General features: G+C 62.4%; 21 protein-coding genes. 18 read left to right on the forward strand and 3 right to left on the reverse strand.

Annotated features, from left to right (window positions below):
* Window positions 1–47: 47 nt before the first annotated feature.
* The 7 genes from UB31_RS05760 to UB31_RS05790 all read left to right on the forward strand — a co-directional run bounded on the left by UB31_RS05760 (window position 48) and on the right by UB31_RS05790 (window position 6,889).
* Complete coding sequence (locus UB31_RS05760; RefSeq protein ID WP_045010191.1) at window positions 48–341, forward strand: DUF485 domain-containing protein; 294 nt, start codon at window positions 48–50, stop codon at window positions 339–341.
* A gap of 10 nt (window positions 342–351) precedes the next feature.
* On the forward strand, window positions 352–1,914 hold the full coding sequence (locus UB31_RS05765) for a solute symporter family protein (protein ID WP_045010149.1): 1,563 nt from the start codon (window positions 352–354) through the stop codon (window positions 1,912–1,914).
* 57 nt (window positions 1,915–1,971) lie between these two features.
* A complete protein-coding gene (locus UB31_RS05770; RefSeq protein ID WP_045010150.1) occupies window positions 1,972–2,643 on the forward strand; it encodes a nucleoside/nucleotide kinase family protein in 672 nt (223 codons plus the stop codon).
* Between the two features lie 11 nt (window positions 2,644–2,654).
* On the forward strand, window positions 2,655–3,329 hold the full coding sequence (locus UB31_RS05775) for a Rossmann-fold NAD(P)-binding domain-containing protein (RefSeq protein ID WP_245305950.1): 675 nt from the start codon (window positions 2,655–2,657) through the stop codon (window positions 3,327–3,329).
* 38 nt (window positions 3,330–3,367) lie between these two features.
* Complete coding sequence (locus tag UB31_RS05780; protein WP_502691247.1) at window positions 3,368–4,048, forward strand: TetR/AcrR family transcriptional regulator; 681 nt, start codon at window positions 3,368–3,370, stop codon at window positions 4,046–4,048.
* Between the two features lie 70 nt (window positions 4,049–4,118).
* Window positions 4,119–4,988, forward strand: a complete 870-nt coding sequence (locus UB31_RS05785; protein ID WP_045010153.1) for a DMT family transporter — start codon at window positions 4,119–4,121, stop codon at window positions 4,986–4,988.
* A gap of 446 nt (window positions 4,989–5,434) precedes the next feature.
* The gene (locus tag UB31_RS05790) at window positions 5,435–6,889 is read left to right on the forward strand and encodes a hypothetical protein (RefSeq protein WP_045010154.1); all 1,455 of its coding nucleotides are present in this window, start codon (window positions 5,435–5,437) and stop codon (window positions 6,887–6,889) included.
* A gap of 49 nt (window positions 6,890–6,938) precedes the next feature.
* Here the strand turns inward: UB31_RS05790 and UB31_RS05795 are convergent, their stop codons facing one another.
* A complete protein-coding gene (locus UB31_RS05795; protein WP_197090769.1) occupies window positions 6,939–8,147 on the reverse strand; it encodes a GlxA family transcriptional regulator in 1,209 nt (402 codons plus the stop codon).
* Between UB31_RS05795 and UB31_RS05800 the strand changes: the two genes are divergently transcribed.
* The 3 genes from UB31_RS05800 (at window position 8,131) to UB31_RS41190 (ending at window position 10,212) form a co-directional block, all read left to right on the forward strand.
* Entirely contained in the window at window positions 8,131–8,799 is a 669-nt protein-coding gene (locus UB31_RS05800) for a DJ-1/PfpI family protein (RefSeq protein ID WP_197090770.1), read from the forward strand. The genes UB31_RS05795 and UB31_RS05800 overlap by 17 nt on opposite strands.
* 640 nt (window positions 8,800–9,439) lie before the next feature.
* Window positions 9,440–9,931 carry a septal ring lytic transglycosylase RlpA family protein gene (locus UB31_RS05805; protein ID WP_156163237.1) on the forward strand — a complete coding sequence of 164 codons (492 nt, stop codon included), beginning with the start codon at window positions 9,440–9,442 and terminating at the stop codon, window positions 9,929–9,931.
* Window positions 9,928–10,212 carry a hypothetical protein gene (locus UB31_RS41190; RefSeq protein WP_156163228.1) on the forward strand — a complete coding sequence of 95 codons (285 nt, stop codon included), beginning with the start codon at window positions 9,928–9,930 and terminating at the stop codon, window positions 10,210–10,212. Before UB31_RS05805 ends, UB31_RS41190 begins: the two co-directional genes overlap by 4 nt.
* A gap of 29 nt (window positions 10,213–10,241) precedes the next feature.
* On the opposite strand, the gene UB31_RS05810 is transcribed toward UB31_RS41190, so the two are convergent.
* Window positions 10,242–11,981 (reverse strand): methyl-accepting chemotaxis protein, encoded by a 1,740-nt coding sequence (locus UB31_RS05810; RefSeq protein ID WP_045010156.1) that lies wholly within the window; start codon window positions 11,979–11,981, stop codon window positions 10,242–10,244.
* A 318-nt stretch (window positions 11,982–12,299) separates the two neighbouring features.
* Here UB31_RS05810 and UB31_RS05815 point away from each other — a divergent pair, with 318 nt between their 5' ends.
* The 4 genes from UB31_RS05815 (at window position 12,300) to UB31_RS05830 (ending at window position 18,806) form a co-directional block, all read left to right on the forward strand.
* On the forward strand, window positions 12,300–13,682 hold the full coding sequence (locus tag UB31_RS05815) for an ethanolamine ammonia-lyase subunit EutB (RefSeq protein WP_045006540.1): 1,383 nt from the start codon (window positions 12,300–12,302) through the stop codon (window positions 13,680–13,682).
* A gap of 181 nt (window positions 13,683–13,863) precedes the next feature.
* Complete coding sequence (locus UB31_RS05820; protein ID WP_045006539.1) at window positions 13,864–15,453, forward strand: B12-binding domain-containing radical SAM protein; 1,590 nt, start codon at window positions 13,864–13,866, stop codon at window positions 15,451–15,453.
* Entirely contained in the window at window positions 15,450–16,232 is a 783-nt protein-coding gene (eutC, locus tag UB31_RS05825; protein WP_045010157.1) for an ethanolamine ammonia-lyase subunit EutC, read from the forward strand. The genes UB31_RS05820 and eutC overlap by 4 nt, the downstream gene beginning before the upstream one ends.
* A gap of 207 nt (window positions 16,233–16,439) precedes the next feature.
* Window positions 16,440–18,806, forward strand: a complete 2,367-nt coding sequence (locus UB31_RS05830; protein WP_045006537.1) for an efflux RND transporter permease subunit — start codon at window positions 16,440–16,442, stop codon at window positions 18,804–18,806.
* A 158-nt stretch (window positions 18,807–18,964) separates the two neighbouring features.
* Here the strand turns inward: UB31_RS05830 and UB31_RS05835 are convergent, their stop codons facing one another.
* Window positions 18,965–19,462, reverse strand: a complete 498-nt coding sequence (locus tag UB31_RS05835) for a hypothetical protein (RefSeq protein WP_045006581.1) — start codon at window positions 19,460–19,462, stop codon at window positions 18,965–18,967.
* 458 nt (window positions 19,463–19,920) lie between these two features.
* On the opposite strand from UB31_RS05835, the gene UB31_RS05840 reads away from it, so the two are divergent.
* The 4 genes from UB31_RS05840 to hpnE all read left to right on the forward strand — a co-directional run bounded on the left by UB31_RS05840 (window position 19,921) and on the right by hpnE (window position 23,315).
* Entirely contained in the window at window positions 19,921–20,154 is a 234-nt protein-coding gene (locus UB31_RS05840; protein WP_045006536.1) for a hypothetical protein, read from the forward strand.
* Between the two features lie 191 nt (window positions 20,155–20,345).
* Complete coding sequence (gene hpnC / locus UB31_RS05845; protein ID WP_045010158.1) at window positions 20,346–21,230, forward strand: squalene synthase HpnC; 885 nt, start codon at window positions 20,346–20,348, stop codon at window positions 21,228–21,230.
* Window positions 21,220–22,059 (forward strand): presqualene diphosphate synthase HpnD, encoded by an 840-nt coding sequence (gene hpnD, locus UB31_RS05850; protein WP_045010159.1) that lies wholly within the window; start codon window positions 21,220–21,222, stop codon window positions 22,057–22,059. Before hpnC ends, hpnD begins: the two co-directional genes overlap by 11 nt.
* Entirely contained in the window at window positions 22,059–23,315 is a 1,257-nt protein-coding gene (hpnE, locus tag UB31_RS05855) for a hydroxysqualene dehydroxylase HpnE (RefSeq protein WP_045010160.1), read from the forward strand. The genes hpnD and hpnE overlap by 1 nt, the downstream gene beginning before the upstream one ends.
* Window positions 23,316–23,369 lie beyond the last annotated feature (54 nt).

The raw sequence follows: 23,369 nt of genomic DNA on the forward strand, positions 1-23,369 counted from the left end.
CACACCAGAAGCTGCTTGCAACGGCTAGCGGCAACATCGAGACCACAATGGATGCAAGGACGGACGCGGCGACCGAGGCAAGGGCGCAAGCCGGAGCGCTGGTGAAGCAAAGGCTTCGGGTCTCGCTCGGGCTTAGCGCTGCGATGATGATCATCTACTTCACGTTCATGGCGCTGTTTGCATTTGACAAGCCGCTGTTGGGCCAGCTGCTGGCGCCGGGATTGTCGCTCTGCATCCTGCTCGGCCCGCTCGTCATCGTCAGCTCGTTCCTGCTGTGCCTTGTTTACGTGCTGTGGGCAAACCGGGTGTTCGACCCGGCTTTGCGCGATCTTGATCGATAGGGGAACGGACATGGGCAGCAATGCGATCTCGATCGGGTTCTTCTTCGCCTTCATGGCGCTCACTCTGCTGATCACCTACTGGGCCGCGCGGCGTACGCGCACCACGGAGCATTTCTTTGCCGCCGGCGGCGAGGTGACGCCCTGGCAGAACGGCTGGGCGCTGGCGGGCGACTTCCTCAGCGCCGGCGCGCTGCTCGGCATCGCGGGGATCGTGACGTCGAACGGTTTCGACGGCATGATCTACTCGATCGGATGGCTGGTCGGCTGGCCGATCATCCTGTTCCTGATCGTCGAGCCGCTGCGCAATGTCGGCCGCTTCACCTTCGCGGACGTGGTGGCCTACCGCTTGCGTCAGAAACCGGTGAGGGTTGCGGCCGCGGTCGGGACGCTGGCGGTGATATTGTTTTATCTGATCGCGCAGATGGTCGCGACGGGATCGCTGATCAAGCTGCTGTTCGGACTGTCTTATGCATGGTCGGTGGTGCTCGTGGGCAGCGTCATGCTGGTCTACGTGCTGTTCGGCGGCATGCTCGCCACCACCTGGGTGCAGGTCGTCAAGGCCGCGCTGCTGATGGCGGGCGGCGTGGTGCTGGCCTTTCTCGTGCTCACTCATTTCGACATGAACCCGCTCAAACTGTTTGCCGCGGCGTCGGAGAAATACGGAGCAAGGGTGCTTCAGCCCGGCTCGCGGGTGGTCTCGGGACAATGGGACGCCATTTCGCTCGGCCTCGGCCTGATGTTCGGGACGGCGGCCATGCCGCATGTGTTGATGCGGGCCTACACGGTGCGGGACGCCAAGGCGGCGCGCCTGTCGATCCTTTATGCGACGGGCCTGATCGGCTTCTTCCATCTCATGGTGTTCATCATCGGCTTCGGCGCGATGGTGCTGGTTGGCCCCGAAGCGGTGACCAAGGCGGGCGGTGGCGGCAATATGGCGGCACCGCTGCTCGCGCTCGCCGTCGGCGGCAACGCCTTCTTCGGCTTCATTTGCGCGGTGGCATTTGCGACCATGCTCGCGGTTGTCGCTGGGCTCACCCTGTCCGGCGTTGCTACCTTGTGCCACGACATCTGGACCAACGTGGTCCGTAATGGCACTGCCTCGGAGGCCGAACAGCTCAAGGTCGCACGGATCGCAACCGTGGTGATCTCCGTGTTCGCCGTCGCCCTCGGTGTCGCCTTCGAAGGTCAGAACGTCGCCTTCATGGCGGGGTTGGCTTTCTCGGTGGCTTGCGCGGCCAACTTCCCGTCGCTCGTTCTCGCCATCACCTGGCGCCGCTTCACGACCTCGGCGGCGGTGGCCAGCATTTTGGTGGGAACGCTGAGTTCGTTGCTGCTGATCGTGCTGTCGCCGACCATTCAGGTCGACGTCCTCGGCAAGGCGCTGACGCAGGTCGAAGGCGCCTGGTGGTTCGTGTCCCTGCGCAATCCGGCGATCATCTGCATGCCGTTGTCGTTCTTTGTCGCCATCATCGTCTCGCTGATGACGACCGAGACAAATGTGGATGCGACCTTCGCGGAGATGCAGGAGCGCATCCTGTTTGGACGCGCGCAGCCGGTTTCGGTACGAGAATAGGCCGGCGGGCCAAGCTCAGGGTTTACGGCCGATCCCCGCTCGCTTAGGTTCGTTGAGATGTCTCAACGAACCGACCTGCTCACCGCGATTGCTTGCATGGCGACGGATATCGCACCGGACAGGATCGTGCGGGTCGCCATCGATGGCGTCGACGGTGCCGGCAAGACGAGCTTCGCAAACGAACTCGCAGACGTCCTGCGCGATTTCGGCCGTCCCGTGATCGGAGCCTCCGTCGATGGCTTCCACAATCCAAGGGCCGTTCGCTACGCACGCGGCAGGCAATCGCCAATCGGCTTCTTCGAGGACTCCTACAACTACACTTTGCTGAAGCAATATCTCCTGGATCCGCTCAGTCCGGGCGGCAGCGGTCGATACTGCGCCGCGGCTTTCGATCACGTCACCGACAAGGCTGTCCCATTTGTCGAGCGGACCGCGCCCCCGAATTCAATCCTGCTGCTGGACGGCATCTTTCTGCATCGCCCTGAATTGCGCGCGTATTGGGATGCATCCATCTTCCTGCGGGTCGATTTTTCGAGGTCTGCGGCACGCAGTGCTGACAGGGACGGGACGTCCCCCGACCCGTCGGCCGAGTCCAATCGCCGCTACGTCGAGGGTCAGCGGATCTATCTGAGCGAGTGTGCGCCGGAGAAACATGCCACTATGGTCATCGACAACAATGATCTCGCGGCACCCGTTGTCGTGGCAAAGGCTTTAGGCGACCTAAAATGACATTTCGCATCTTGATCATCGGTGGCACGGGACAGGTTGGAGATGCGGTGGTGCGTGCACTCGCGGCGGAGTCTTCGTGCGCCGAAATCGTGATGGTCAATCGCAGGGAGGCGTCTCTCCACGCCAATGCCCGCGTGCGACAGGTGATCCTGGATACGGCATCTCCTCAATTTCCGGCGGAAGTGACCAGACTTGCGCAGGGCATGATCGCGCAAGGTGAGCCCGTTTACGGGGCATCCTGTGTCGGCGTCGGCAAAGGCAGCACGAAGTGGAGCGAGGAGGAGCTGACGGCCCTCGAGATAGGCGTCGTCGGTGGCTTTGCCCGCGGGTGCCATGCCGGCGGCATCACGCGATTTTCTCTGCTCTCGGCAGTGGGGAGCACCTCGAAGAGCAGGATCCGTTATGTGCGGATCATGGGCCTGAAGGAAGAGGAGGTCCAAAAGACCGGCTTCCAGCGCCTCGCGATTTTTCGGCCGGGAATTATTGGCGGCAATGTTCACACCCCCGGTTATGTCGCCTGGCTAGGGCGTCTCATTCCGGGATCGTTTGGCACGATCGAGCAGGACGATATCGGGCGCGCCTTTGTCGCCGAGTTCATCGACAGCTCGGCCCCGAACGGAGTGGTCTATCTCGAAAACGGAGCGATGAGGCAGAGGTCTCGCGCTTTGAATGGTCCGCCAACTTAGCGCTCTTCGGGCAGGTTCCGCTTCGCTCGGCCCATCCAATGAGCTTCGCCTTTGACCGCATTGATGGCTTGCCATTTAAAGACCAATTGGTCTATATATCAGGAATGAACCAGGCCGCCCCAGCGCAGCCGTCCCGTGGCCGCCCCCGAAGTTTCGACACCGAAGCTGCCGTCGAACGCGCGATGAATGTGTTCTGGTCGCGCGGCTATCACGCCACGGCGCTCCCGGATCTTCTTCGTGCGACGAAGCTCTCGCGCGGCAGCCTTTACGCCGCGTTCGGTGACAAGCACTCGCTCTTCCTGCTTGCGCTTGATCGCTACATTGCCGATGCAATGACGCGGATGGATATCGAATTCGACCCGCACAGAGACCCTGTCGACGGCCTGCGGGCCTACCTTGCCGGCTACGTTGACCGCAACAGCGGTGCCAATGGTCGGCGCGGATGCCTGCTGGTCGCCACAGCCATGGAACTGGCTGGCCGTGACGCCGATGTTGATCGTCGCATCGGGAGCTTTTTCAAAGCCATGGAGGCTCGGGTGGCTGGTGCACTTTCCCGTGCGAAGGCAGCGGGCAAGTTGGCCGATGGTGTCGAGCCTTCGAGCGCCGCCCGAGTTCTCGTCTGTTTCGTCGAGGGCCTGCGGGTGGTCGGTAAAACGGCACCGACACGGATCATTTCGCAAGCGACCGTTGACGCTTTTCTCGACCGCTTCATCAGGTAGACACACCATGGACGTTTCTGCAGTTCGCACGCCTATATCTAGACTGAATGGTCTTGAAAGGGACGATGCGATGTCCGCCATTCAGATCGTCTGCGCAGTGGCCGTTCCCTTGCTCTGGGGTTATCAGTTCGTGGCCATCAAAGTGGGCGTTACGGAGTTTCCGCCTCTCTTCTTCCTCGCACTGCGCTTCCTCGCCATCGCTCTGCTGCTTGTTCCCTTTGTCAAAAGGCCCACGCGTCAACAGTTCGGCCCGATCGCTGCCATTTCGCTTTTCCTGGGCGGGTTGAACTTCGGGCTGTTCTATGTTGGCCTCGGCCTCGGCTCGGGAAGCATGTCGGCCGTCGCAATTCAACTCGCCACGCCCTTCACCGTCCTGTTAGGTTGGCCGCTGCTCGGCGAGCGGCCGTCTCTCACCACGTCCGCCGGAGTGGTGCTTGCATTCGTCGGCGTGGTGGTGTTGGCAGCGGGGCCTGGCCTGTCGGCCAACGCGCTTCCGCTGCTGCTTGTGGTCGGGGCAGCCTTCGCATTCGCGGTGTCCAACGTCCTGACGAAACGCTACGGCCCTTTCGATCCCCTGATGTTGATGGGGTGGTCGTCGCTGCTCACGGTGCCGCAGGTCATGGTGATGTCGTTGCTTCTTGAACATGGACAATTGGCGAGCCTTGTCACGGCGGATGAGCGTGGTTGGCTGGCGCTCGCCTACACGATTTTCATCGGAGGAATTGTCGGGTTCGGCCTCTGGTTCTGGCTGATCGCCCGTTGCTCCATGAGCCGCGTCGCTCCCTTCGGCCTGCTGCTTCCGGTGTTCGCGTTGATCTCGAGCGTGCTGTTCCTTGGCGACCGCATGACCCCGAAGTTGATTGCCGGTGGGCTGCTCGCAATCTCCGGCGTCGCCCTGACGCAGGTCAGACCGAACGTGCGATACACCCCTCGCGCCTAAAGCGCTATGCGATTAGGATGAATCGTCAGCGCGCTTTAGATCATTGTTTGAGCATGATCTTTTCGGAAAACCGCTGCGCACTTTTCCGGATCATGCTCTAGGCGACCGAGAGTTCGAGGCGCGCCATCGCCATGATGAGATCATGCCGGCAACTTCAGCGCCTCGCATTTCGACCCTGAACGGAGACGACCCCACTCCGGTCGCCAGTTCCTCTGCAATCTTCGGAACGAAGCTATGGCAAGTCCTACGCTTTGGCCCTGAAACAGTATTGTTTCGGATCATTGTAGCACAATAGTAACGTCTACTGATTGAGAGTGGCGCTGCCTACACTTTTGCAAGTTCACGCAAGGTGAAGGAGAACAGGCCGCTTCCGCTCGAGGAGAGGACTTTTGCCGACGTCAGAAGAGGCCGTCCCGCCCAAGAGTATGCCTGGAAGCAGTTACGGCATGAATCAGCGTTGGATTATCGTGGCCGCGATCCTCCTGACGGCCTTGCTTGTTCAAATACCATCCGTTCTTAACCCCGATTTGAGCTGCCTGCTTTCTGAAGCAGAGGAAATTCTGGATGGCCGAAAGCTGGGGGTCGACCTCTTCGAACTGAATCCGCCGCTATCGATCTACCTATACATGCCGGCAGCACTGCTTGCGCGATTAACCGGCATTGCGCCTGAGATCATTGTGATCATCTTGGTGATGATCGAGATCATCGGCTCGCTTTTCATGATCGATCGCGCCGCTGCGGCGGCCAAGTTGGGAGCTGGAGAGCGATGTCTTTCAACATGTGTGCTGGCTTTTCTGTTCGCGGTCCTTCCAAGCGCCGTATTCGGGCAACGTGAACACATAGCCGTAGTTGCACTGACTCCCTTTGTAGCCATCACTGCGATTCGCTGGCGCAGCCTTTCCCCCGGAGCGGTTGCGATCCTGGCAGGATTGAGTGCCGGGCTGGCTATAAGCATCAAGCCCCAGCTCGCGCTCGTGGTGGGCCTCCCGATCATCCTTGCCGCCATCCACCAACGTTCTCTCAGGCCATTGTTCACCCCTGAAGCGTGTGCAGCCGCCGCTATCGTCATCGGCTACGGAGCGCTGGTCGTTATCATCTTTCCCGGTTGGCTGTTTACCTATGCCCCGATGGTCGCTGCCACCTATCTACCAATGAGGAAGAATTTAGCTGGTCTGCTTCCTTTTCCGATCGTTGTGATAACAGCTTCTATAGCGTTTCTGCGCCAAGTGTCTCCGCAAGGCCTCAAAATGGGAGACGACGCAACCCCGTGGCTGGCAGCAGCCATTGGCGGAGCCGCGAGTTTCGTTCTTCAAGGCAAGGGCTGGACATATACACTGTACGCGCTTTGCATGTTTGCGATTGCTGCGCCGTTGCTACATGTTCGCACAAAGACGTTGCCGGTGTCGGTCAGGATCGGCGGCTTTGTTGGTGTTGTGCTCATCGGGTTCTGTTTGTCCTTGTCGCTCCGTGAGTTTCCGTCGCTGGAGCAGCGTATCCAGGCACTTGCAAAGCATCCGCGGTTGCTCGCGATTACCGATCACGTCGCTCTGGGGCATCCGCTCGTCCGTCAAATCGATGGGACTTGGGTGGGAAGTTCTTGTGCCCAAGCTCTAACGGCCGGCGCAATTCTGGCCCAGAACAACTCGCAGCCAACCCAGGAAGAGCGGGCAAAGCTGGACGGCATCATCAATTTCGAGCGGCGGCAGTTGTTAGCGGACCTGCGAAACGGTCGACCAGACGTGATTCTCGTCGATACCTTGCTGCAGAGTTCAGTCCCGTTCGATTGGTTAGCTTGGGCCAGTTCAGATCCCGAACTCCAAATGGAGTTGCGTCGTTATCGTGAAGTTGAGGATGTTGGCCGCGTTCGAATATTTGCCGACCCATCAAGATCGGAGCGATAGTCGTTTTCCCAAGGGAGGAGCGAGCGCCCTGTGTTCCTCCAGCGCGGAATCATGCAAACCGGTCACGCATCTCGCTCGGATTTACGCCGAACTGTCGGGTCATCGCCCGTCTCAGCCGGGACTCGGAGCCTAGCCCCGTGCGACCTGCAATCTGTCCAAGACTGAGATCCGTCGTGTGAAGAAGCGACCGTGCGAGATCGCAGCGGATCTTCTCGACCGCCTTCGCAGGAGACAGGCCCGTGGCTGCCTCGAACCGGCGATGAAACGTTCGCGGTGACTGGCCGGCGGCCTGGGCCATTTGCTCCACGGTCCATGGCAAGCAGGGATCGCCTGCAATCCTGCAACTCAAGACGTCGAAGGGTGCCGCGCTCGCCGCCTGTAGCGCGAGAGGCTCACTATACTGCTTCTGACCGCCAGCTCGCCGCATATAGACGACGAGGCGGCGGGCGACGCGCGCGGAAAGTGCTGCACCGTGGTCTTGTTGCACCAGGCTGAGCATGAGGTCGATACCGGCTGTTACGCCGGCGGTCGTCCACACGGGGCCGTCGTTCAGGAAGATTGGTTCGGGATCAACCGTCACATTTGGAAATTCTCGGGCCAGCCTCTCGGACGAGCGCCAGTGCGTGACTGCCCGGCGACCGTCCAGAATGCCTGCCTCCGCCAGAAGGAAGGCGCCCGTACAAACAGAGCAAACCCGTGCGGCGCGTTGGCTCAGATCATTCAGTGCAATGCTCGCCAACGGATTCTCGCGGAGGTTATGAACACCAGGCCCGCCGGGAACCACGAGCGTGTCCACCGCGCCCTCCTTTGGAATTTCGCCGGCCAATATGCAGAAGCCGGATGCGTTCTCGATCAAACCAGCTTGAAGCGCAACGATCCGGACTTCGTAGGGTGGGTCTGCACCTTCTTCATTCGCGGTGCTCAAAACCTGGGCCGGCCCGGCGATGTCGATGATCTGAACGCCGTCAAAGGCCAAAATCAAAACCGTTCTGCGTGGCAGTTTTTGTTGTCTGTTTGACATATACACGCTGCCGATCATGAACGAGAGTTGGCAACATGATGTTTGCGAGGAAACGGTTCTGTCAAGTTCCTGAGCGGAGATGAAGATGAAGCTAACTCGGCGTGACGCACTCGGATTGGCAATCACCACTTCGGTGCTGATACGCGGCAGCAATTCCGTCCAGGCTGCTGACGGCGCCGCTGCGGGCATATCATCGAGGCAACCCATGCATTGTAACATCGTGACCGTGCCGGACATGGTGCAACTCGACATCACCGGCCCATTCGAAGTGCTTGCCCGCACGCCGGGTTGGACAGTCGATCTCGTCGCTGCGACGATGGATCCTGTGCGAACCGACCGCGGACTTCGTTTGGTCCCGAACGTCACCCGCGAGACCGCCAAGAAGAGCGACATCATCGTTATCCCCGGAGGCACGGGAATCGACACTGTGATGCTCGATCCCCAGTGGGTCGCTTACGTGAAGCAGGAAGCGAAACGTTCCCAATACATCTTCGGTATTTGCACCGGCTCTTTGCTGCTCGGCGCAGCCGGTCTTTTGCAAGGGCGCCGGGCCGGCGGCCACTGGCAGGCCCGCGACCTGCTCACGAACTTCGGCGCAATCGTCTCCAATGATCGGATGACGCAGGACGGCAATATCTATACGTCCGGTGGAGTGACCTCGGGGATCGATGTGGCGCTCCGCGTGATCGGAGATCTTGCAGGCGAGGAGACGGCTCGCAAGATCCAGCTCGCCATGGAGTACGATCCGGCGCCTCCCTTCAAGGGCGGCACCCCCTATACCTCACCACCGGAAATCGTGGCGGCGGTCCTGGCCGACTCGACCAAACGGCGTGCGACACGCGAGACCCAGGTGGCGGAAGCCGCCGCGACCATGCGCCAGTCAAACTGACGCCTGCTCCGTATCGGCTGACCAGCGCGAGAGCGCTCACTGCCGTTGCGCTGAAAACGCGACTTCTGGGCTTGGCACTTCAGGGCGAGAGAGAGTTAGGAACGGCGTGCCATTGCCATGATGACATCATGCCGGTGTTTTGCCCGACGAGTCAAACGGACTTCGTAAAATCAGCAGTCGTCGCACCGGCAGTCCGTAGGATCGGTAGAGCTCTTGCGAAACCCATCACGCCCTGACGGGCCGACGCAGTTGTGTGAGACGTTTGATGGGCTTCGCTTCGCTCTGCCCATACTACGAACTGCGCGATCTTTTTGATTTTGGAGCTGGACGATCCCTTCGCGGGACTCGTCGGGATTGCAAGCTCGATACTTCGGGGTGCACTTTTACCGTACTCGTGAGACCATGGTCGAGCTATTCAGCCGTGACTCTCGTCGTCATGCTGCTGACGCAATCCCTGTCTTAGACGGCGAGAACTAAAACACTGTGCGGGGACCGCTCTGGTTCCCACGACGGTTCCGTAGCCAGAGGTTGGCTCGAGTCCGCAAAAAGATTGGCGCAAGTTCCTGAACGCTTTCGCGTTCGCTTGACCATGTTTTGCGGCATCAGGAACCGGGCGATCGAAAAAATCAAAGGAGATCTGATGGTGTTCCGCTCGAGCGCCGCGATTTGCGGCGCCGTGGTTGCGCTTGCCGTTTCTGTTCCCGCTGCTCGGAGTGAAACGGGTGGAGTTCACTCAAGCGCTATCGTCATTGCCGCTTCTGGGGATGCGATCGTTGGCGCGGCATCCATGTACAATCCGTTCAAGCCCGGCAGCGAGGAGGGCGGCCCGAACACAGCCTCCGGCGAGCGTTATGATCCCTCGGTGTGGACGGCTGCCATCAAGACGAGTTTGCGTCAGAGATTTGGCGGGGTCCAATTTGGCGCGCGGCCGAAATATGCTCTCATCGAAGCTGTAGGCAAGAAGGTCATCGTCAAGATAAATGACGTGGGGCCGCTCAAGCCTGGCCGCATCATTGATCTCAATGAGCGGACGATGCGCCATTTCGATCCGAGCCTGGAGATCGGGGTCATTCCTGACGTAACGGTTAGGCCGCTTTCCGGCGACGATTGGGTCCCCGGACCGGTTGGATGAACATCATACGCGAAAGAGGCACAGCGCGGCCTTATCGGGACAGTGGAAACGTCTCGATGGTCTTCTCGCGGGATCGCAAACGAAGAGGTCGCCTTCAGGGCAGAGGCTTTCGGCTCGGCGAGCTGCACCGCCGCCATGATGAGATCATGCCGGTGTTTTGCCCGACGAGTCAAACGCACTTCGTAAAATCAGCAGGCGTCGCGCCGGCGGTTAAGCCATTGGAAAAGCTGGCGCCGGCTACTGTGCATGGGGTTGTTTTCGCGTTTTTTGTGAAAGCGTGAGCCCGCCTGCAAGGCGGGCTGACGCGCCGTCATCCCGCCTTGGCGACGTGGCTATCCGCCGCACCTGATCGCAGGTTTTGAAAGAACGTCTCCACCTCGCGCGACAGCGTCTCCGCCGTCGCGGTCAGGCTGCTCGCCGCCATCAGCACGGAGGAGGCCGCCGTATCGGTCTCGCCGATGGCGTCGCGCAGCGAGGTGATGTTGGCGACGAGGGTCTCGTTGCCTTGCGCGGCCGATTGCGCGTTGGACGAGATCTCGCGCGTGGCGGCGTCCTGCTGGCCGATCGCGCCGGCGATTGCCGAGGTGACGTCATTGATCTCGCGCACCGCGCCACCGATCTCGCGCACGGCATCGACCGCGTTGCGGGTCGAGGCCTGGATCATGCTGACGTTCTCGCTGATGTCGGCGGTTGCCTTGGCGGTCTGGCCCGCGAGCGCCTTGACCTCGTGCGCGACGACGGCAAAGCCGCGGCCGGCGTCACCGGCGCGCGCAGCTTCGATGGTGGCATTGAGCGCGAGCAGATTGGTCTGTTCGGCGATCGCCTGGATCAAATTGAGGACGCCGTCGATGCGTTGCGTGGCGGCAGCAAGGCCCTCGATCTCGGTGATCGACTTCTCGGTGCGCTGGCCGGTCTGCTCGACCGCACCGGCGCTCTGCCGCACCTGGCGGCCGATCTCTTCGACGGAAGCTGACAGCTCTTCGGCGGCGCTCGCCACCGCCGTGACGTTGTGCGAGGCCTGCTCGGTCGCGTTCGCCGCCGTGCCGGCGCGGCTGCTCGCGTCCGCAGTGACGCGCGTGATGGTCTGCGCGGTCTCGCGCATGACCGTGGCGTTGTCGGTGAGGCCGCGCATGACCGCGCCGATCGCATCGCGAAATTCCTCGACGGACTGTTCGATGTGACGGGCACGCTCCTCGCGTGCGGCCGAGTCCTGCGAGACCTGCGAGGCGAGGTTGCGGTTGCGCCCCATCGCGTCCTGGAACACCTGGATGGCGCGGGCGAGCGCGCCGATCTCGTCAGCGCGGTCAGAGTGCGGCACCACGACATTCTCGGCGCCGTCGGCGACCTGCTTGATGGTTGCGGTGATCGCGGCGAGCGGCCGGGCGATCGAGCGGGCGATGATGATGATGCCGATCACGACGAGCGCCAGCGCCACGCCGCCGAGGCAGGTCAGCACCAGCGACAGGATGCGGTTGGTCTCGGTCTGCTGCGCGATCTGCCTGGCGCGCTCGGCATAGACCTTGGACAGCGCCTCGAGATCCTTGTTCAGCGCCGAGCGTACGGCGCGGTTGGCGTCGTTGTCGCCCCATTCGCGGCCCGCGGCCGGGCCGATCTCGATGCCGCGGCGGACCAGCTCCTTGCGGAAGTCGACAAACTGCTCGATGCGCTTCTTGAAGGTGGCGAATTGCGCGGCGTCGTCGTCCCTGACGATGGTTTCCCAGCGCTTCACGACGTCGAGGATCTGCTCGTTGAACTTGAGCAGGCCTTCGCCGTATTTCTTCACCACGGCCGGCTCGCTCGACATATAGACGCCGCGGGATTCCATCACGACCGCATAGACCAGCGAGTTGACGCGCTCGACGTTCAGCGCGGCCGCATTCGCCGTCTCGATCGCGGCGGTCAGCTCGGCGCTGCGGCGGCTGTTGTAGTCGGACAGCATCGCGATCGCCGCGGTGAGCAGCGCGAACAGCGCGAAGATCGCGTAGAGCTTGGTGGCAAGCGTGAAGCGGCCTGCCAGCCCGGTGGCATTCCCAGATCGATCGGTTGTCATAATGTTCAGGGCCCGAATGGCCTGGAGCGGCCGGTGCGCGCGGTCGTCTAAAATTGTTGCAAAACTATGCAGAATGAAGATGGACGCAGCGTTAACGTGCAAGTCTGGGGTGCAGGCCCAGGGTCGGGGAAAATATGAGCCGTCTCAGTAATTTGGCGTGATCCTATCGGTTTCCGGCAGACCGACCCCGGGGATCGCCCGGAATGCCCCAAACATCGGCGTGCACGACAGCCGCCGAGCGCGTATTCCCTAACGTGAGCGCCGCCTTCAAAATCGATCTGGAGTCGGTCACTGGCCGACGAACCTGCGGAGCTGCCTTTGGTCTACCGCCACACCATCGACGCCACGACCTACACGTTCCCCGATCTGCGCGACCTCCTCGCCAAGGCGACGCCGCCGCGCTCCGGCGACCGGCTGGCCGGCCTTGCCGCCGGCAACGCCGAGCAGATGATCGCGGCGCGGATGGCGCTCGCCGACGTCCCGCTCGGGCAGTTCTTGCAGGAAGCCGTCATCCCCTATGAGGCCGACGAGGTTACCCGCCTCGTCATCGACAGCCATGATGCAAAGGCCTTTGCACCGGTGGCGTCGCTCACGGTCGGCGCTTTCCGCGACTGGCTGCTGTCGGACGCTGCGAGGCCCGAAATCTTGCGCAAGCTCGCGCCCGGTATCACCCCGGAAATGGCGGCCGCGGTGTCAAAGCTGATGCGCAACCAGGACCTGATCCTGGCGGCGCGGAAGTGCGAGGTCACCACCGCCTTCCGCAACACCATCGGTCTGAAGGGGCGGATGAGCACGCGGCTCCAGCCCAACCATCCCTTCGACGATGCTCGGGGCATCACAGCCTCGATCCTCGACGGCCTCCTGCTTGGCGCCGGCGATGCCTGTATCGGCATCAATCCGGCGAGCGACGACCCGGCCGTGATCGCGCAATTGCTGCGGCTGCTCGACGAGATCATCGCGCGGCTGAAGATTCCGACCCAGGGCTGCGTCCTGACCCATGTCACGACGACGTTGTCGCTGATCGGGCAGGGCGTGCCGGTCGATCTCGTCTTCCAGTCGGTCGCAGGCACCGAGGCCGCCAATCGCAGTTTCGGCATCGACCTCGCCTTGCTGAAAGAGGGGCAGGAGGCCGGGCTGTCGCAGAAGCGCGGCACGGTCGGGCAGAACGTGATGTATTTCGAGACCGGCCAGGGCTCGGCGCTGTCGGCCAACGCCCATCACGGCGTCGACCAGCAGACCTGCGAGGCCCGCGCCTATGCGGTCGCCCGGGCCTTTGCACCGCTTTTGGTCAACAGCGTGGTCGGCTTCATCGGCCCCGAATATCTCTATGATGGCAAGGAGATCATCCGGGCGGGGCTCGAGGATCATTTCTGCGGCAAGCTGCTCGGCCTGCCGCTCGGGATCGACATCTGCTACACCAACCATGCCGAGGCGGACCAGGACGACATGGACAATCTGCTGACGCTGCTGGCCGCCGCCGGCGTCACCTTTATCATGGGGGTGCCGGGCGCCGACGACGTCATGCTGAACTACCAGTCCACCTCCTTTCATGACGCGCTCTACGTCCGTGACGTCTTCGGGGTGGCCCGCGCGCCGGAATTCGACGACTGGCTGGCGCAAACGGGCATCGCGGGCGCCGATTTCCGGCTTGCCGGCGATGCAGGCCTGTTGCCCGATTTTGCCTCCCGGCTGATTGCGTGAGGGCGGAGGCGGAAAAATCTCGCGAAAAACTTCCGTCCCCGGCGTGAACCTGGGAAACCATTGGCGAGTCTCACGAATTAGACCGATGCCACAATATTGAGGAAATCCGGTCGCAGCGTTACGTTATGTGTCTGGTGACCTCGTCAGGACCGTTCGTAGAACGTGGTTGGGGGAAAGTTCGATGCGCGCTGAAAGCAACGGAACGAGCCGGCATATCCTCTGCGTCTTCCCGCGTTACACCTCATCCTTTGGCACATTTGAATACTCTTATCCTCTGACAGACGGCGTCCGCGCCTTCATGCCGCCGCAGGGTCTCCTGCTGCTTGCGGCCTATCTGCCTGAGGAATGGCAGGTCAAGTTCGTCGACGAGAATCTCCGTCCCACGACAAAGGAAGAGTTCGAATGGGCTGAGGCCGTCTTCGTCAGCGGCATGCACATCCAGCGCCAGCATATGAACGACATTTGCCGCCGCGCCCATGAACTCGATCTGCCGGTGGCGCTCGGCGGGCCCTCGGTCAGCGCGTGTCCCGATTACTATCCGTCCTTCGACTATCTTCATGTCGGCGAGCTCGGCGACGCCACCAATGAACTGATCGAGATCCTGTCGCGCGACACCTCGCGCCCGGAACAGCAGGTGGTGCTGACCACCAAGGATCGCATTCCGATGACGGAGTTTCCGATCCCGGCCTATGAGCTTGCCGACGTGAAGAAATACTTCCTCGGCAGCATTCAGTATTCCAGCGGCTGCCCCTATCAGTGCGAGTTCTGCGACATCCCCGGCCTCTATGGCCGCAACCCGCGTCTCAAGTCGCCGGAGCAGATCATCGCCGAGCTCGATCGCCTGCGCGAATGCGGCATGACCGACACGGTCTATTTCGTCGACGACAATTTCATCGGCAACCGCAAGGCGGCGCTGGACCTGTTGCCGCATCTGATCGAATGGCAAAAGAAGACCGGCTACGTCGTGCGGCTCGCCTGTGAGGCGACGCTCAACATCGCCAAGCGGCCCGAGATCCTCGAGAAGATGCGCGAGGCCTTTTTCATCACCATCTTCTGCGGCATCGAGACGCCGGACCCCGACGCGCTGAAGGCGATGCACAAGGACCACAACATGATGGTCCCGATCCTGGAGGGCGTGCGCACCATCAACTCCTACGGCATGGAAGTGGTGTCCGGCATCATCATGGGGCTCGACACCGACAAGGCGAATACCGCGGAGGCGCTGCTCGCATTCGTCGACGAATCCCAGATTCCGCTGCTGACCATCAATCTGCTTCAGGCGCTGCCGAAGACCCCGCTATGGGATCGACTGGAGCGCGAAGGGCGTCTGATTCAAGATGACGAAGGTCGCGATTCCAACGTCAATTTCCTGCTGCCTTATGACGACGTCGTCGCGTCCTGGAAGCACGCCATGAGCGTCGCGTACGAGCCAGAGAAGGTCTACGCTCGCTTCCAGTATCAATGCGACAACGTTTATCCCCATCGCCTCAAGATGCCGGTGCCGGACGAGATGAAGACCTGGCCCAATATCCGGCGCGGCCTGATCATGATGCGCAACATCTTCTGGAAGGTCGGGGTGCTCGGCGATTACAGGCGCGTGTTCTGGAAGTTCGCACTTGGAAGGATCAAGCGCGGCGACATCGAAGGGCTGATCGGCTGTACCATGATCGCGCACCACCTGATCAAGTTTTCGCAAGCGGCTACGACGGGCAAACAGAACGCCTCGAATTATTCGATCCGGCTGCGCGAGGCTGCCGTTCCGGCCGAATGACCGACAAGACCGTCCCGCGCCGCCCGACCCTCGATCTGCGGTCGTTCACGCCTGCGCGCGTCGCGCTCGGGCGCAGCGGTGCGAGTCTCCCGACAAAACCGCTGCTCGATTTCACGCTGGACCACGCCCGCGCCCGCGATGCCGTGCATGCCGCCTTCGATGCGCCGCTTCTGGTTGCCGGGATCAGTGCGCTTGGCCTCGTCGTTTCCGAGGTGAGGAGCCGGGCGGCGGATCGCAGGGATTATCTGCGACGGCCGGATTTGGGGCGGCAGCTCGATGCCGGATCCGCCGAGGCCCTGGCGCGAGGCGCCACAAAACCGTGCCAGCTCGCGATCGTCATCGGCGACGGATTGTCGGCGGCGGCGGTCCATGTCCACGCGGTCGCGCTGGTAAAGAGCCTGTTGCCTCTGCTCGCGGCGGACAATGGTGTCGCGATCGGCCATGTCGTCGTCGCCTCAGGCGCGCGCGTCGCGCTCGGCGACGAGATCGGCGCCATTCTCGGCGCGCGCATGGTGGTGATGCTGATCGGCGAGCGGCCAGGCCTGTCCGCGCCCGACAGCCTCGGTGCCTACCTGACCTTCGCCCCGAAGCCGGGCCTGACCGATGCCGAGCGCAACTGCGTCTCGAACATCCATCACGCAGGGTTGAGCTATGACGAGGCGGCCTTCAAGATCGCCTGGCTCGTCCGCGAGGGACTGGCGCGAGAAGTCACCGGCGTGGCGCTCAAGGACGAGAGCGGCGATCCCCCGGCTCGAATCGGGACGATCCGGCCGGAATGACCGATATCAAGGGCCGAAATCGCCGCATGTTGATCCAATTTGTGCGCTTGCACGCGCTTGCGAGATGGCGTTTGGACCTGCTAAACCCGTCGCGGCGATTTCCCGCGCTTTTTCAAAGGGCAAGCCTCCCATCTGTATGGCGTTTTCAAGCCGATATGCGGGGCGCATAAGCTCACTGACCGAACCGATTTAGGAACTGGACAAGGCATGCTCGAAAAGCACAGCGAGAGTGAGGTTCATGTCGACAAGGTCGAGCAGGGGCCTACGTCCTCCATCGCCTTCGGGCTTGAGCGCATCGGGCTGATCGCCGTCCGGGCGCCGATCGTTTCCTGCATCGTCCTGCTCGTGCTGATCGTCGGCGCCGTGTTCGGCATCCATCGGATCAAGATCGACGATTCACTGTCGCAGCTGTTCCGCTCCAATTCCCGTGAATTCCACCAGTACGAAGAGGTGACGAAGAAGTTCCCGGCGGAGGAATTCGACGTTCTCGTCGTGGTCGAGGGCAAGACCCTGCTGGCGCGGAATAACCTCGAGAAGCTGCGCGACTTCGTCACCGATTTGCAACTGGTCGAGGGCACGCGCGGGCTGGTGTCGCTGTTCTCCGCCCGCCAGGCGCCGGCGCCGGGCAAGCTGCCGGCGGCGCTATTCCCGGGCGAGCTGCCTGAGGGCGCGGCCTATGACAAGTTCATCGAGACCGTCAAAGCCAACGAGATCATCCGCGGCAAGCTGTTGTCGGAGGACGGCACGCTCGCGCTGATCGTGCTCTCGCTCGATCCGGAGGTGGTTGCCTCCAGCAAGCTCACCAAGACCGTCGGCGACATCCGCGCGCTGATGAAGGAGGATCTCGGCCAGACTGGCCTCAGCGTGGAGCTCTCCGGCGTGCCGGTGATGCAGCTCGAGATCCGCAACGCGGTCGAGCGCGACGGCCTCACCTACAACATCCTCGGCATCCTCGCCGGCTGTGTCATCGCCATCATCTTCTTCCGAAAAATTTCCTTCATGATCGTGGCGGCGTTCCCGCCGATGATCGCGATCCTGCTGGCGCTCGGTGCGCTCGGCTGGGCCAATTTCAATCTCAACATGTTCCTGAACGTGATGACTCCGCTCATCATGGTCATCAGTTTCTCGGACTCGATGCAGCTTACCTTCGCCGCACGTGACCGGCTGATCGCAGGGCAGGACAAGTTCACCGCGTTCAAGAACGCGGTGCTGGTGGTGGGACCGGCCTGCGTGCTGACGCACGGCACTGCCGGCATTTCCTTCATCGCGCTTCAGTTCTCCGACTCAGACTTGATCCGCAAGTTCGGCGAGGCGGGTCTGGCCGCCACCATCATCGCGCTGGTCGCGGTGCTGTCGCTGGTGCCGGTGTTCGGTGTGCTGTTGGTGCGCAACGAGAAAGTCTTTGCGAGCAAGTTCCAGAGCGCGGATGCCGGCGTGCAGGCGCTGCGCAATTTTTGCTACTGGATCGCGGTGCGCATGGTGGGTCGCCCCGGCCTGTTCAGCCTGATCGCGGTCGTGTTCGTCGCCAGCCTCGGCGTCGTCTATGCCAATCTTCAGCCGCGCTACCGGCTTGCGGACCAGGTGCCGGACAAGCGTCAGGCCGTGGCCGCGAGCAACCGGCTCGACGCCAAATTGACCGGCGCCAATCCGGTCAACGTCCTGATCCAGTTCCCCAAGGGTGAATCGCTCTACTCGCCGGAGACCCTGCAAACCATCGCGGACGTTCACGCGATCGTAGAGAAGGCGGCCGGCGTTGGTAACGTCTGGTCTGTCGAAACCCTGCGCCGGTGGCTTGCGGAAAAGGCCGGCAGCGGCGACGTCGCGACGCTCAAGGAATATGTCAGCCTGATCCCTGAGCATCTCGTGCGGCGCTTCATCGATGCCGACCAGGATGCCGTCCTGGTCGCAGGCCGCGTACCGGATATCGATTCCAGCCAGCTTCTGCCCGTCGTGGACAAGCTCGATGCCGAGCTCGACGTCGTCCGCAAGAAGCATCCCGGTTACGAGGTGGCGGTCACCGGTCTCGCCGCGATTGCCGCACGCAACTCGGCCGGCATGATCGAGAAGCTCAACCGCGGGCTCACCGTCGAATTCGCGCTGGTCGCGATCTTCATCGGGCTCGCCTTCCGCTCCTGGGTTGTGATGTTCGCCTGCATCCTGCCGGGCATCTTCCCGGTGGTGATGTCGGGAACGGTGCTGTGGGCGATGGGTGAGGGGCTGCAATTCGCCAGTGTCGTGGCGCTGACCGTTTCGTTCGGCCTCGGCTTAAGCGCCACCATCCACTTCCTCAACCGCCTCAGGCTGGAGAGCAAGCCGGGCGTGGGTTCAGCGCTCGCGGTGGAGCGCGCGACCGTGCTGGTCGGCCCGGCACTGATCCTGACCACGTTGGTGCTGGCCTGCGGCCTCGTCGTCACCGTGTTCTCCGATCTGCCGTCGCTCCGGCTGTTCGGTTGGCTCAGTGCCTTCTCGATGGTGGCGGCGCTGGTCGCCGACCTCTTCATCCTGCGGCCGACGGCGATGTGGCTGATCAATCTGCACGCCAGGCTTCAGGGGCCGGACAAGCCCGCGATCTGAGCGGGGCGGCAGACGCTGCTTCTCTCAGGCTCACAGCACGGTGAGTTGCGAACGGCCCGATGCCCCACAGCACGATTCTGCGAATGTGGTCCATGTCAGCAAAAAGCCCCCGGCTCGCGAAAACCGGGGGCGTGTTCCTTATCTAGCGGGAAGGGCGATCAGCCCTTCGTCATCGTGATGTTGACGCCGCGGATCTCGCCCTTGGAGGAGATCTGCACCGTCTGCTTGGTGCCGTTGGTGCGCAGCGTCAGGTTGGCGGCAAAACCGTTGGCCTCGACGAACACGTCGATCTGGCCACCGCCGGCGGTGCCCTGGAGATTGCCGAAGATGTTGCGGCTGGCCTCGCTCCAATTGCCGGAGATGCGGTCGCCTTGGCTCGTCACGTCGCTGGTGAGGTCGAACTTGTAGCTGTCGGACGCGCAGTGCAGGGCCTGCTTCAGGTTGAGGCCGGTGCCGCCCACCTTGTAGTCCGCCTTGCAGCGGATGTGCTCGGTGGAGCCGTCGGACAGCGACACCGTGCCGGTGCCGCTCCACGCGCCGTCGAAGCCGGCAAACGGTCCGGACGACTGAGCGTGGCTCGCCGAAACCGAGAAGAGCAGCGCAGCCCCAATGCCGGCCGCCTTGATCGCTTGTCCAGATCGCCCAAAGAATTTCATCATAAATATCCCGTTTTGGAACGACGCCCGCTCATGACAGAACGTCTCGCCACATCGAAAGTTTAGTGTTCCGAGCCTGTGTCAGGTTCAAAGCCCAACCGTCCACGATGTCAGGCTCGCAAAGCGCTCTCGCCATGTTCCGCCCCTGGATTCGCTCTGTTTCTGCATATTTCTCGCGGAAAAGGCGGATCGACAGATGCAGCTCTGCAACAGGTGTCCAGCAAAACGCGGCCTGCCCGAATTATGACGTCGTATCAATCCCTTACATCTGGCAATGAAGACCTAGGGAAGACCTGATCTGGTCGGCGTGGCACCAATTTGGCCGCATTTACCAGTGCTTGTGCCTTCTCCGGTGCCGCTGTTTTCGCGGCAACTTGCCATCAGAACAATCCGTTCCCGTCGTCCGCCCTGTGCTGTCCGGGATCGGTGCGATTCTGCCGTCAGAATGAAGGAATACAATGCGTAAGCTTCTCGTCGCTCTCACCCTGCTGTCGGCCACCCTTTCTACGGCTGCGTTTGCCCAGCAAGGGCGTGGCACGGACGCCGAACAGAAGGCCTGCACACGCGATGTGCAGAAGTTCTGCCGTCCGGTGATCGATCAGGGCGATTTCGCGATCCTGGCCTGCCTGAAGGAAAATCGGCCGAAGATCTCGCAGCCCTGCGACCAGGTCCTGAAGAACCACAACCAGTAAGCTCGGCCGCTGGCCTACAATGGCGGATACCGGGCCGCCTTTTCGGGTCCGGATCCGGTAGGGCAGCCATCGAGAGACAGGATTGGTTTTGAGGCCGTATTCCCCTATATGGGGGCCGCGGCGGCCCCGCCGGCGTGAGCCCGTGCGGGCGAAAAAGCCTTCCTGTCCAAGCGATTGTTGACCAGCCCTCGATGACCTCTGCGAGCGAATTACGATCCGGCAAGGGTGACCGCGACGAGAATTTTCCCGTCGCGTCCTGGATCATTCATCCGCGTCATCGCGCGCTGATTCTGGCGTATTACAACTTCGTCCGCACGGCCGACGATATCGCCGACCACGCGACGCTGCCGCCCCATCAGAAGCTCGCTTATCTCGATTTGTTCGAGGCGGAACTGCTTGGCAAGGGCGACACCCAGGCCGAAGCCGTCGCCTTGCGGCGCGCGCTCGCCGAACGCGGCATGGCGCCGCGTCATGCGCTCGACGTGCTCGTCGCGTTCCGCATGGACGTGACCAAGCTGCGTTACGAGACCTGGGACGAGGTGATCCACTACTGCCGTTATTCGGCGATGCCGGTCGGCCGTTTCATGCTCGACGTCCATGGCGAGGATACCTCGACCTGGGCCGCATCGGACGCGCTCTGCGCGGGACTCCAGATCAACAACCACCTCCAGGATTGCGGCAAGGATTTTCGCGAGCTCAATCGCGTCTATCTGCCGCGTGATGCGCTGGCCGCGAGCGGCGCCTCCGTCGAGCAGCTCGGGCTCGCCGCCTCGCCGCCGGCGATGCTGGCCTGCCTTCAGGCGCTCGCCGTACGCAACGAAGCGCTCCTCGACGAGGGCAAGTCGCTGAGCGCGGAGATCAGGGATGTCCGTCTAGGCGTCGATGTCGCGGTGATCCAGGCCTATGCCGACCGCATCGTGCGCCTCCTGAAGGTGCGCGATCCCTTGCGCGAGCGGGTGCATCTGAACAAGTTTGAGCTTCTCATCTTCAGCCTCGCCGGCATGATCGGCGAAGTCGGCCGCCGTGCGATCGGGCGCAAGGCCATCTCCAGACCAGGGACTGCCCATGACGCTTGAGGCGACCACGCCCGGCGCCAATTATGGCTCGACCGCATCCGGCAGCTCCTTCTATGCCGCGATGCGCATCCTGCCGCGCGACCAGCGCGAGGCGATGTTCCAGATCTACAGCTTCTGCCGCCAGGTCGACGACATCGCGGATTCCGACGGCCCGCGCGACGAACGGCTCGCCGCGCTCCAGGTCTGGCGCAACGACATCGACGCGCTCTATCAGGGCTATCCGCCCGAGCGGCTGAAGGACTACGTCGCCTCCGTGAAGACGTTCGGACTGAAGCGCGAGGATTTCCTTGCCATCGTCGACGGCATGGAGATGGACGTGCCGCAGGACATCCGCGCGCCCGACATGGCGACGCTCGATCTCTATTGCGATCGGGTGGCGAGCGCCGTCGGGCGGCTGTCGGTGCGGGTGTTCGGCCTGCCGGAAGAGGACGGCATCTTGCTCGCCCATCATCTCGGCCGCGCGCTCCAGCTCACCAATATTTTGCGCGACATCGACGAGGACGCCGGTCTCGGCCGGCTCTATCTGCCGCGCGAAGCGCTGCTGCATGCCGGCATCACCTCCAACGATCCGAACCGCGTGATTGTCGAGCGGGCGCTGCCAAAGGTCTGTTTGCCGCTGGCGCAGCGCGCGAAGGTGTATTTCGAGCAATCGGACGAGATCATGAACCGCAACAGGCGCCGCGCGGTGCGCGCGCCGCGGATCATGTCGAAATACTATCACGCCATTCTTGACCTCCTGATCGCGCGCGGCTTCAACGCGCCGCGCGAACCGGTGCGTGTGTCGAAGGTCACACGCTTCGCGATCCTGTTCCGCTACGCTCTCATCTGATGCAAAACACAGCTCACATCATCGGCGCTGGAATTTCCGGCCTCTCCGCCGCTGTGCGGCTCGCCAATGCCGGCTACAAGGTCGCCGTGCACGAGGCGACGCATCAGGCCGGCGGCCGCTGCCGTTCCTATTTCGACGGCGCCACCAATCTCACCATCGACAACGGCAATCATCTGCTGCTGTCCGGCAACAGCCATGCGCGGGCCTATGCGCGCTCGATCGGTACCGAGGCGGGCCTGGTCGGGCCGGAGCGCGCGCAGTTTCCGTTCGTCGATATCAAGACCGGACAGCGCTGGCAGATCGATCTCGGCGATGGCCGACTGCCGACCTGGGTGCTCGACGAGAGCCGCCGCGTGCCCGACACCGGGCTCACCGACTATCTGAAGCTGGCGCCGCTGATCTGGGCGTCGGAGCAGACGCTGGTCGGCAAATCCATTCCTTGCGAGGGCACGCTCTATCAGCGCCTGGTGCAGCCGCTGCTGCTTGCAGCGCTCAACGTCGATCCACCCGAGGGCTCGGCCGGGCTTGCCGGCGCGATCGTGCGCGAGACGCTGCTTGCGGGCGGACAGGCCTGTCGCCCGTTGATCGCGCGCGACGGCCTCAGTGCCGTGCTGATCGAACCCGCCGTGAAGTTCCTGGCAGAGCGCGGTCATTCCGTTCAGCTCGGCCATGAGCTGCGTTCCTTCGTCAGCAATGACGGCAAGGTCGGCGCGCTGAATTTCGGCGGCGAGGATGTGATCCAGCTCGGTGCCGGCGATGTCATCGTGATGGCGGTACCGCCGCGCTCGGCCGCGAGCCTGCTGCCGGGCCTGAAGACGCCGACCGAATTCCGCGCCATCGTCAACGCGCATTTCCGCATTGAGCCGCCGCCGGGTTCGGCTGCGATCCTCGGCGTGATCGGCGGGACCGTCGAATGGCTGTTCGCGTTCCCGAACCGGCTTTCCGTCACCATCAGCAATGGCGATCGCCTCGTCGACATGCCGCGCGAGGAACTCGCGCAGGCGATCTGGAACGACGTCTGCAAGGCGGGCGGTGTGTCCGGCGAGCTGCCGCCGTGGCAGATCGTGCGCGAGCGCCGCGCCACTTTTGCCGCGACGCCGGCGCAGAATGCCCTGCGCCCGGGGCCGGTCACCGCGCTGAAAAACCTGTTCCTTGCCGGCGATTGGACTGCTACGGGATTGCCTGCAACCATCGAGGGATCGGTCCGGTCCGGTGATCGCGCCGCCGATCTGGTCCTGGCCGCCAAGGGATACTGACGAGCGGCCCTGACGGGCATTTGTCCCGGTCAATTGCAATCAACTATCGGAGTA

It is taken from the genome of Bradyrhizobium sp. LTSP849 (assembly GCF_000938255.1).
Classification (GTDB): domain Bacteria; phylum Pseudomonadota; class Alphaproteobacteria; order Rhizobiales; family Xanthobacteraceae; genus Bradyrhizobium.

Excerpts from the sequence above, each read along its gene's own strand:
- UB31_RS05760 (WP_045010191.1), top strand. The coding sequence starts at position 48 with ATGGATGCAAGGACGGACGCGGCGACCGAGGCAAGGGCGCAAGCCGGA.
- UB31_RS05765 (WP_045010149.1), top strand. The coding sequence starts at position 352 with ATGGGCAGCAATGCGATCTCGATCGGGTTCTTCTTCGCCTTCATGGCG.
- UB31_RS05770 (WP_045010150.1), top strand. The coding sequence starts at position 1,972 with ATGTCTCAACGAACCGACCTGCTCACCGCGATTGCTTGCATGGCGACG.
- UB31_RS05780 (WP_502691247.1), top strand. The coding sequence starts at position 3,368 with ATGAGCTTCGCCTTTGACCGCATTGATGGCTTGCCATTTAAAGACCAA.
- UB31_RS05785 (WP_045010153.1), top strand. The coding sequence starts at position 4,119 with ATGTCCGCCATTCAGATCGTCTGCGCAGTGGCCGTTCCCTTGCTCTGG.
- UB31_RS05790 (WP_045010154.1), top strand. The coding sequence starts at position 5,435 with ATGAATCAGCGTTGGATTATCGTGGCCGCGATCCTCCTGACGGCCTTG.
- UB31_RS05795 (WP_197090769.1), bottom strand. The coding sequence starts at position 8,147 with ATGTCCGGCACGGTCACGATGTTACAATGCATGGGTTGCCTCGATGAT.
- UB31_RS05805 (WP_156163237.1), top strand. The coding sequence starts at position 9,440 with ATGGTGTTCCGCTCGAGCGCCGCGATTTGCGGCGCCGTGGTTGCGCTT.
- UB31_RS41190 (WP_156163228.1), top strand. The coding sequence starts at position 9,928 with ATGAACATCATACGCGAAAGAGGCACAGCGCGGCCTTATCGGGACAGT.
- UB31_RS05810 (WP_045010156.1), bottom strand. The coding sequence starts at position 11,981 with ATGACAACCGATCGATCTGGGAATGCCACCGGGCTGGCAGGCCGCTTC.
- UB31_RS05820 (WP_045006539.1), top strand. The coding sequence starts at position 13,864 with ATGCGCGCTGAAAGCAACGGAACGAGCCGGCATATCCTCTGCGTCTTC.
- eutC (WP_045010157.1), top strand. The coding sequence starts at position 15,450 with ATGACCGACAAGACCGTCCCGCGCCGCCCGACCCTCGATCTGCGGTCG.
- UB31_RS05830 (WP_045006537.1), top strand. The coding sequence starts at position 16,440 with ATGCTCGAAAAGCACAGCGAGAGTGAGGTTCATGTCGACAAGGTCGAG.
- UB31_RS05835 (WP_045006581.1), bottom strand. The coding sequence starts at position 19,462 with ATGAAATTCTTTGGGCGATCTGGACAAGCGATCAAGGCGGCCGGCATT.
- UB31_RS05840 (WP_045006536.1), top strand. The coding sequence starts at position 19,921 with ATGCGTAAGCTTCTCGTCGCTCTCACCCTGCTGTCGGCCACCCTTTCT.
- hpnC (WP_045010158.1), top strand. The coding sequence starts at position 20,346 with ATGACCTCTGCGAGCGAATTACGATCCGGCAAGGGTGACCGCGACGAG.
- hpnD (WP_045010159.1), top strand. The coding sequence starts at position 21,220 with ATGACGCTTGAGGCGACCACGCCCGGCGCCAATTATGGCTCGACCGCA.
- hpnE (WP_045010160.1), top strand. The coding sequence starts at position 22,059 with ATGCAAAACACAGCTCACATCATCGGCGCTGGAATTTCCGGCCTCTCC.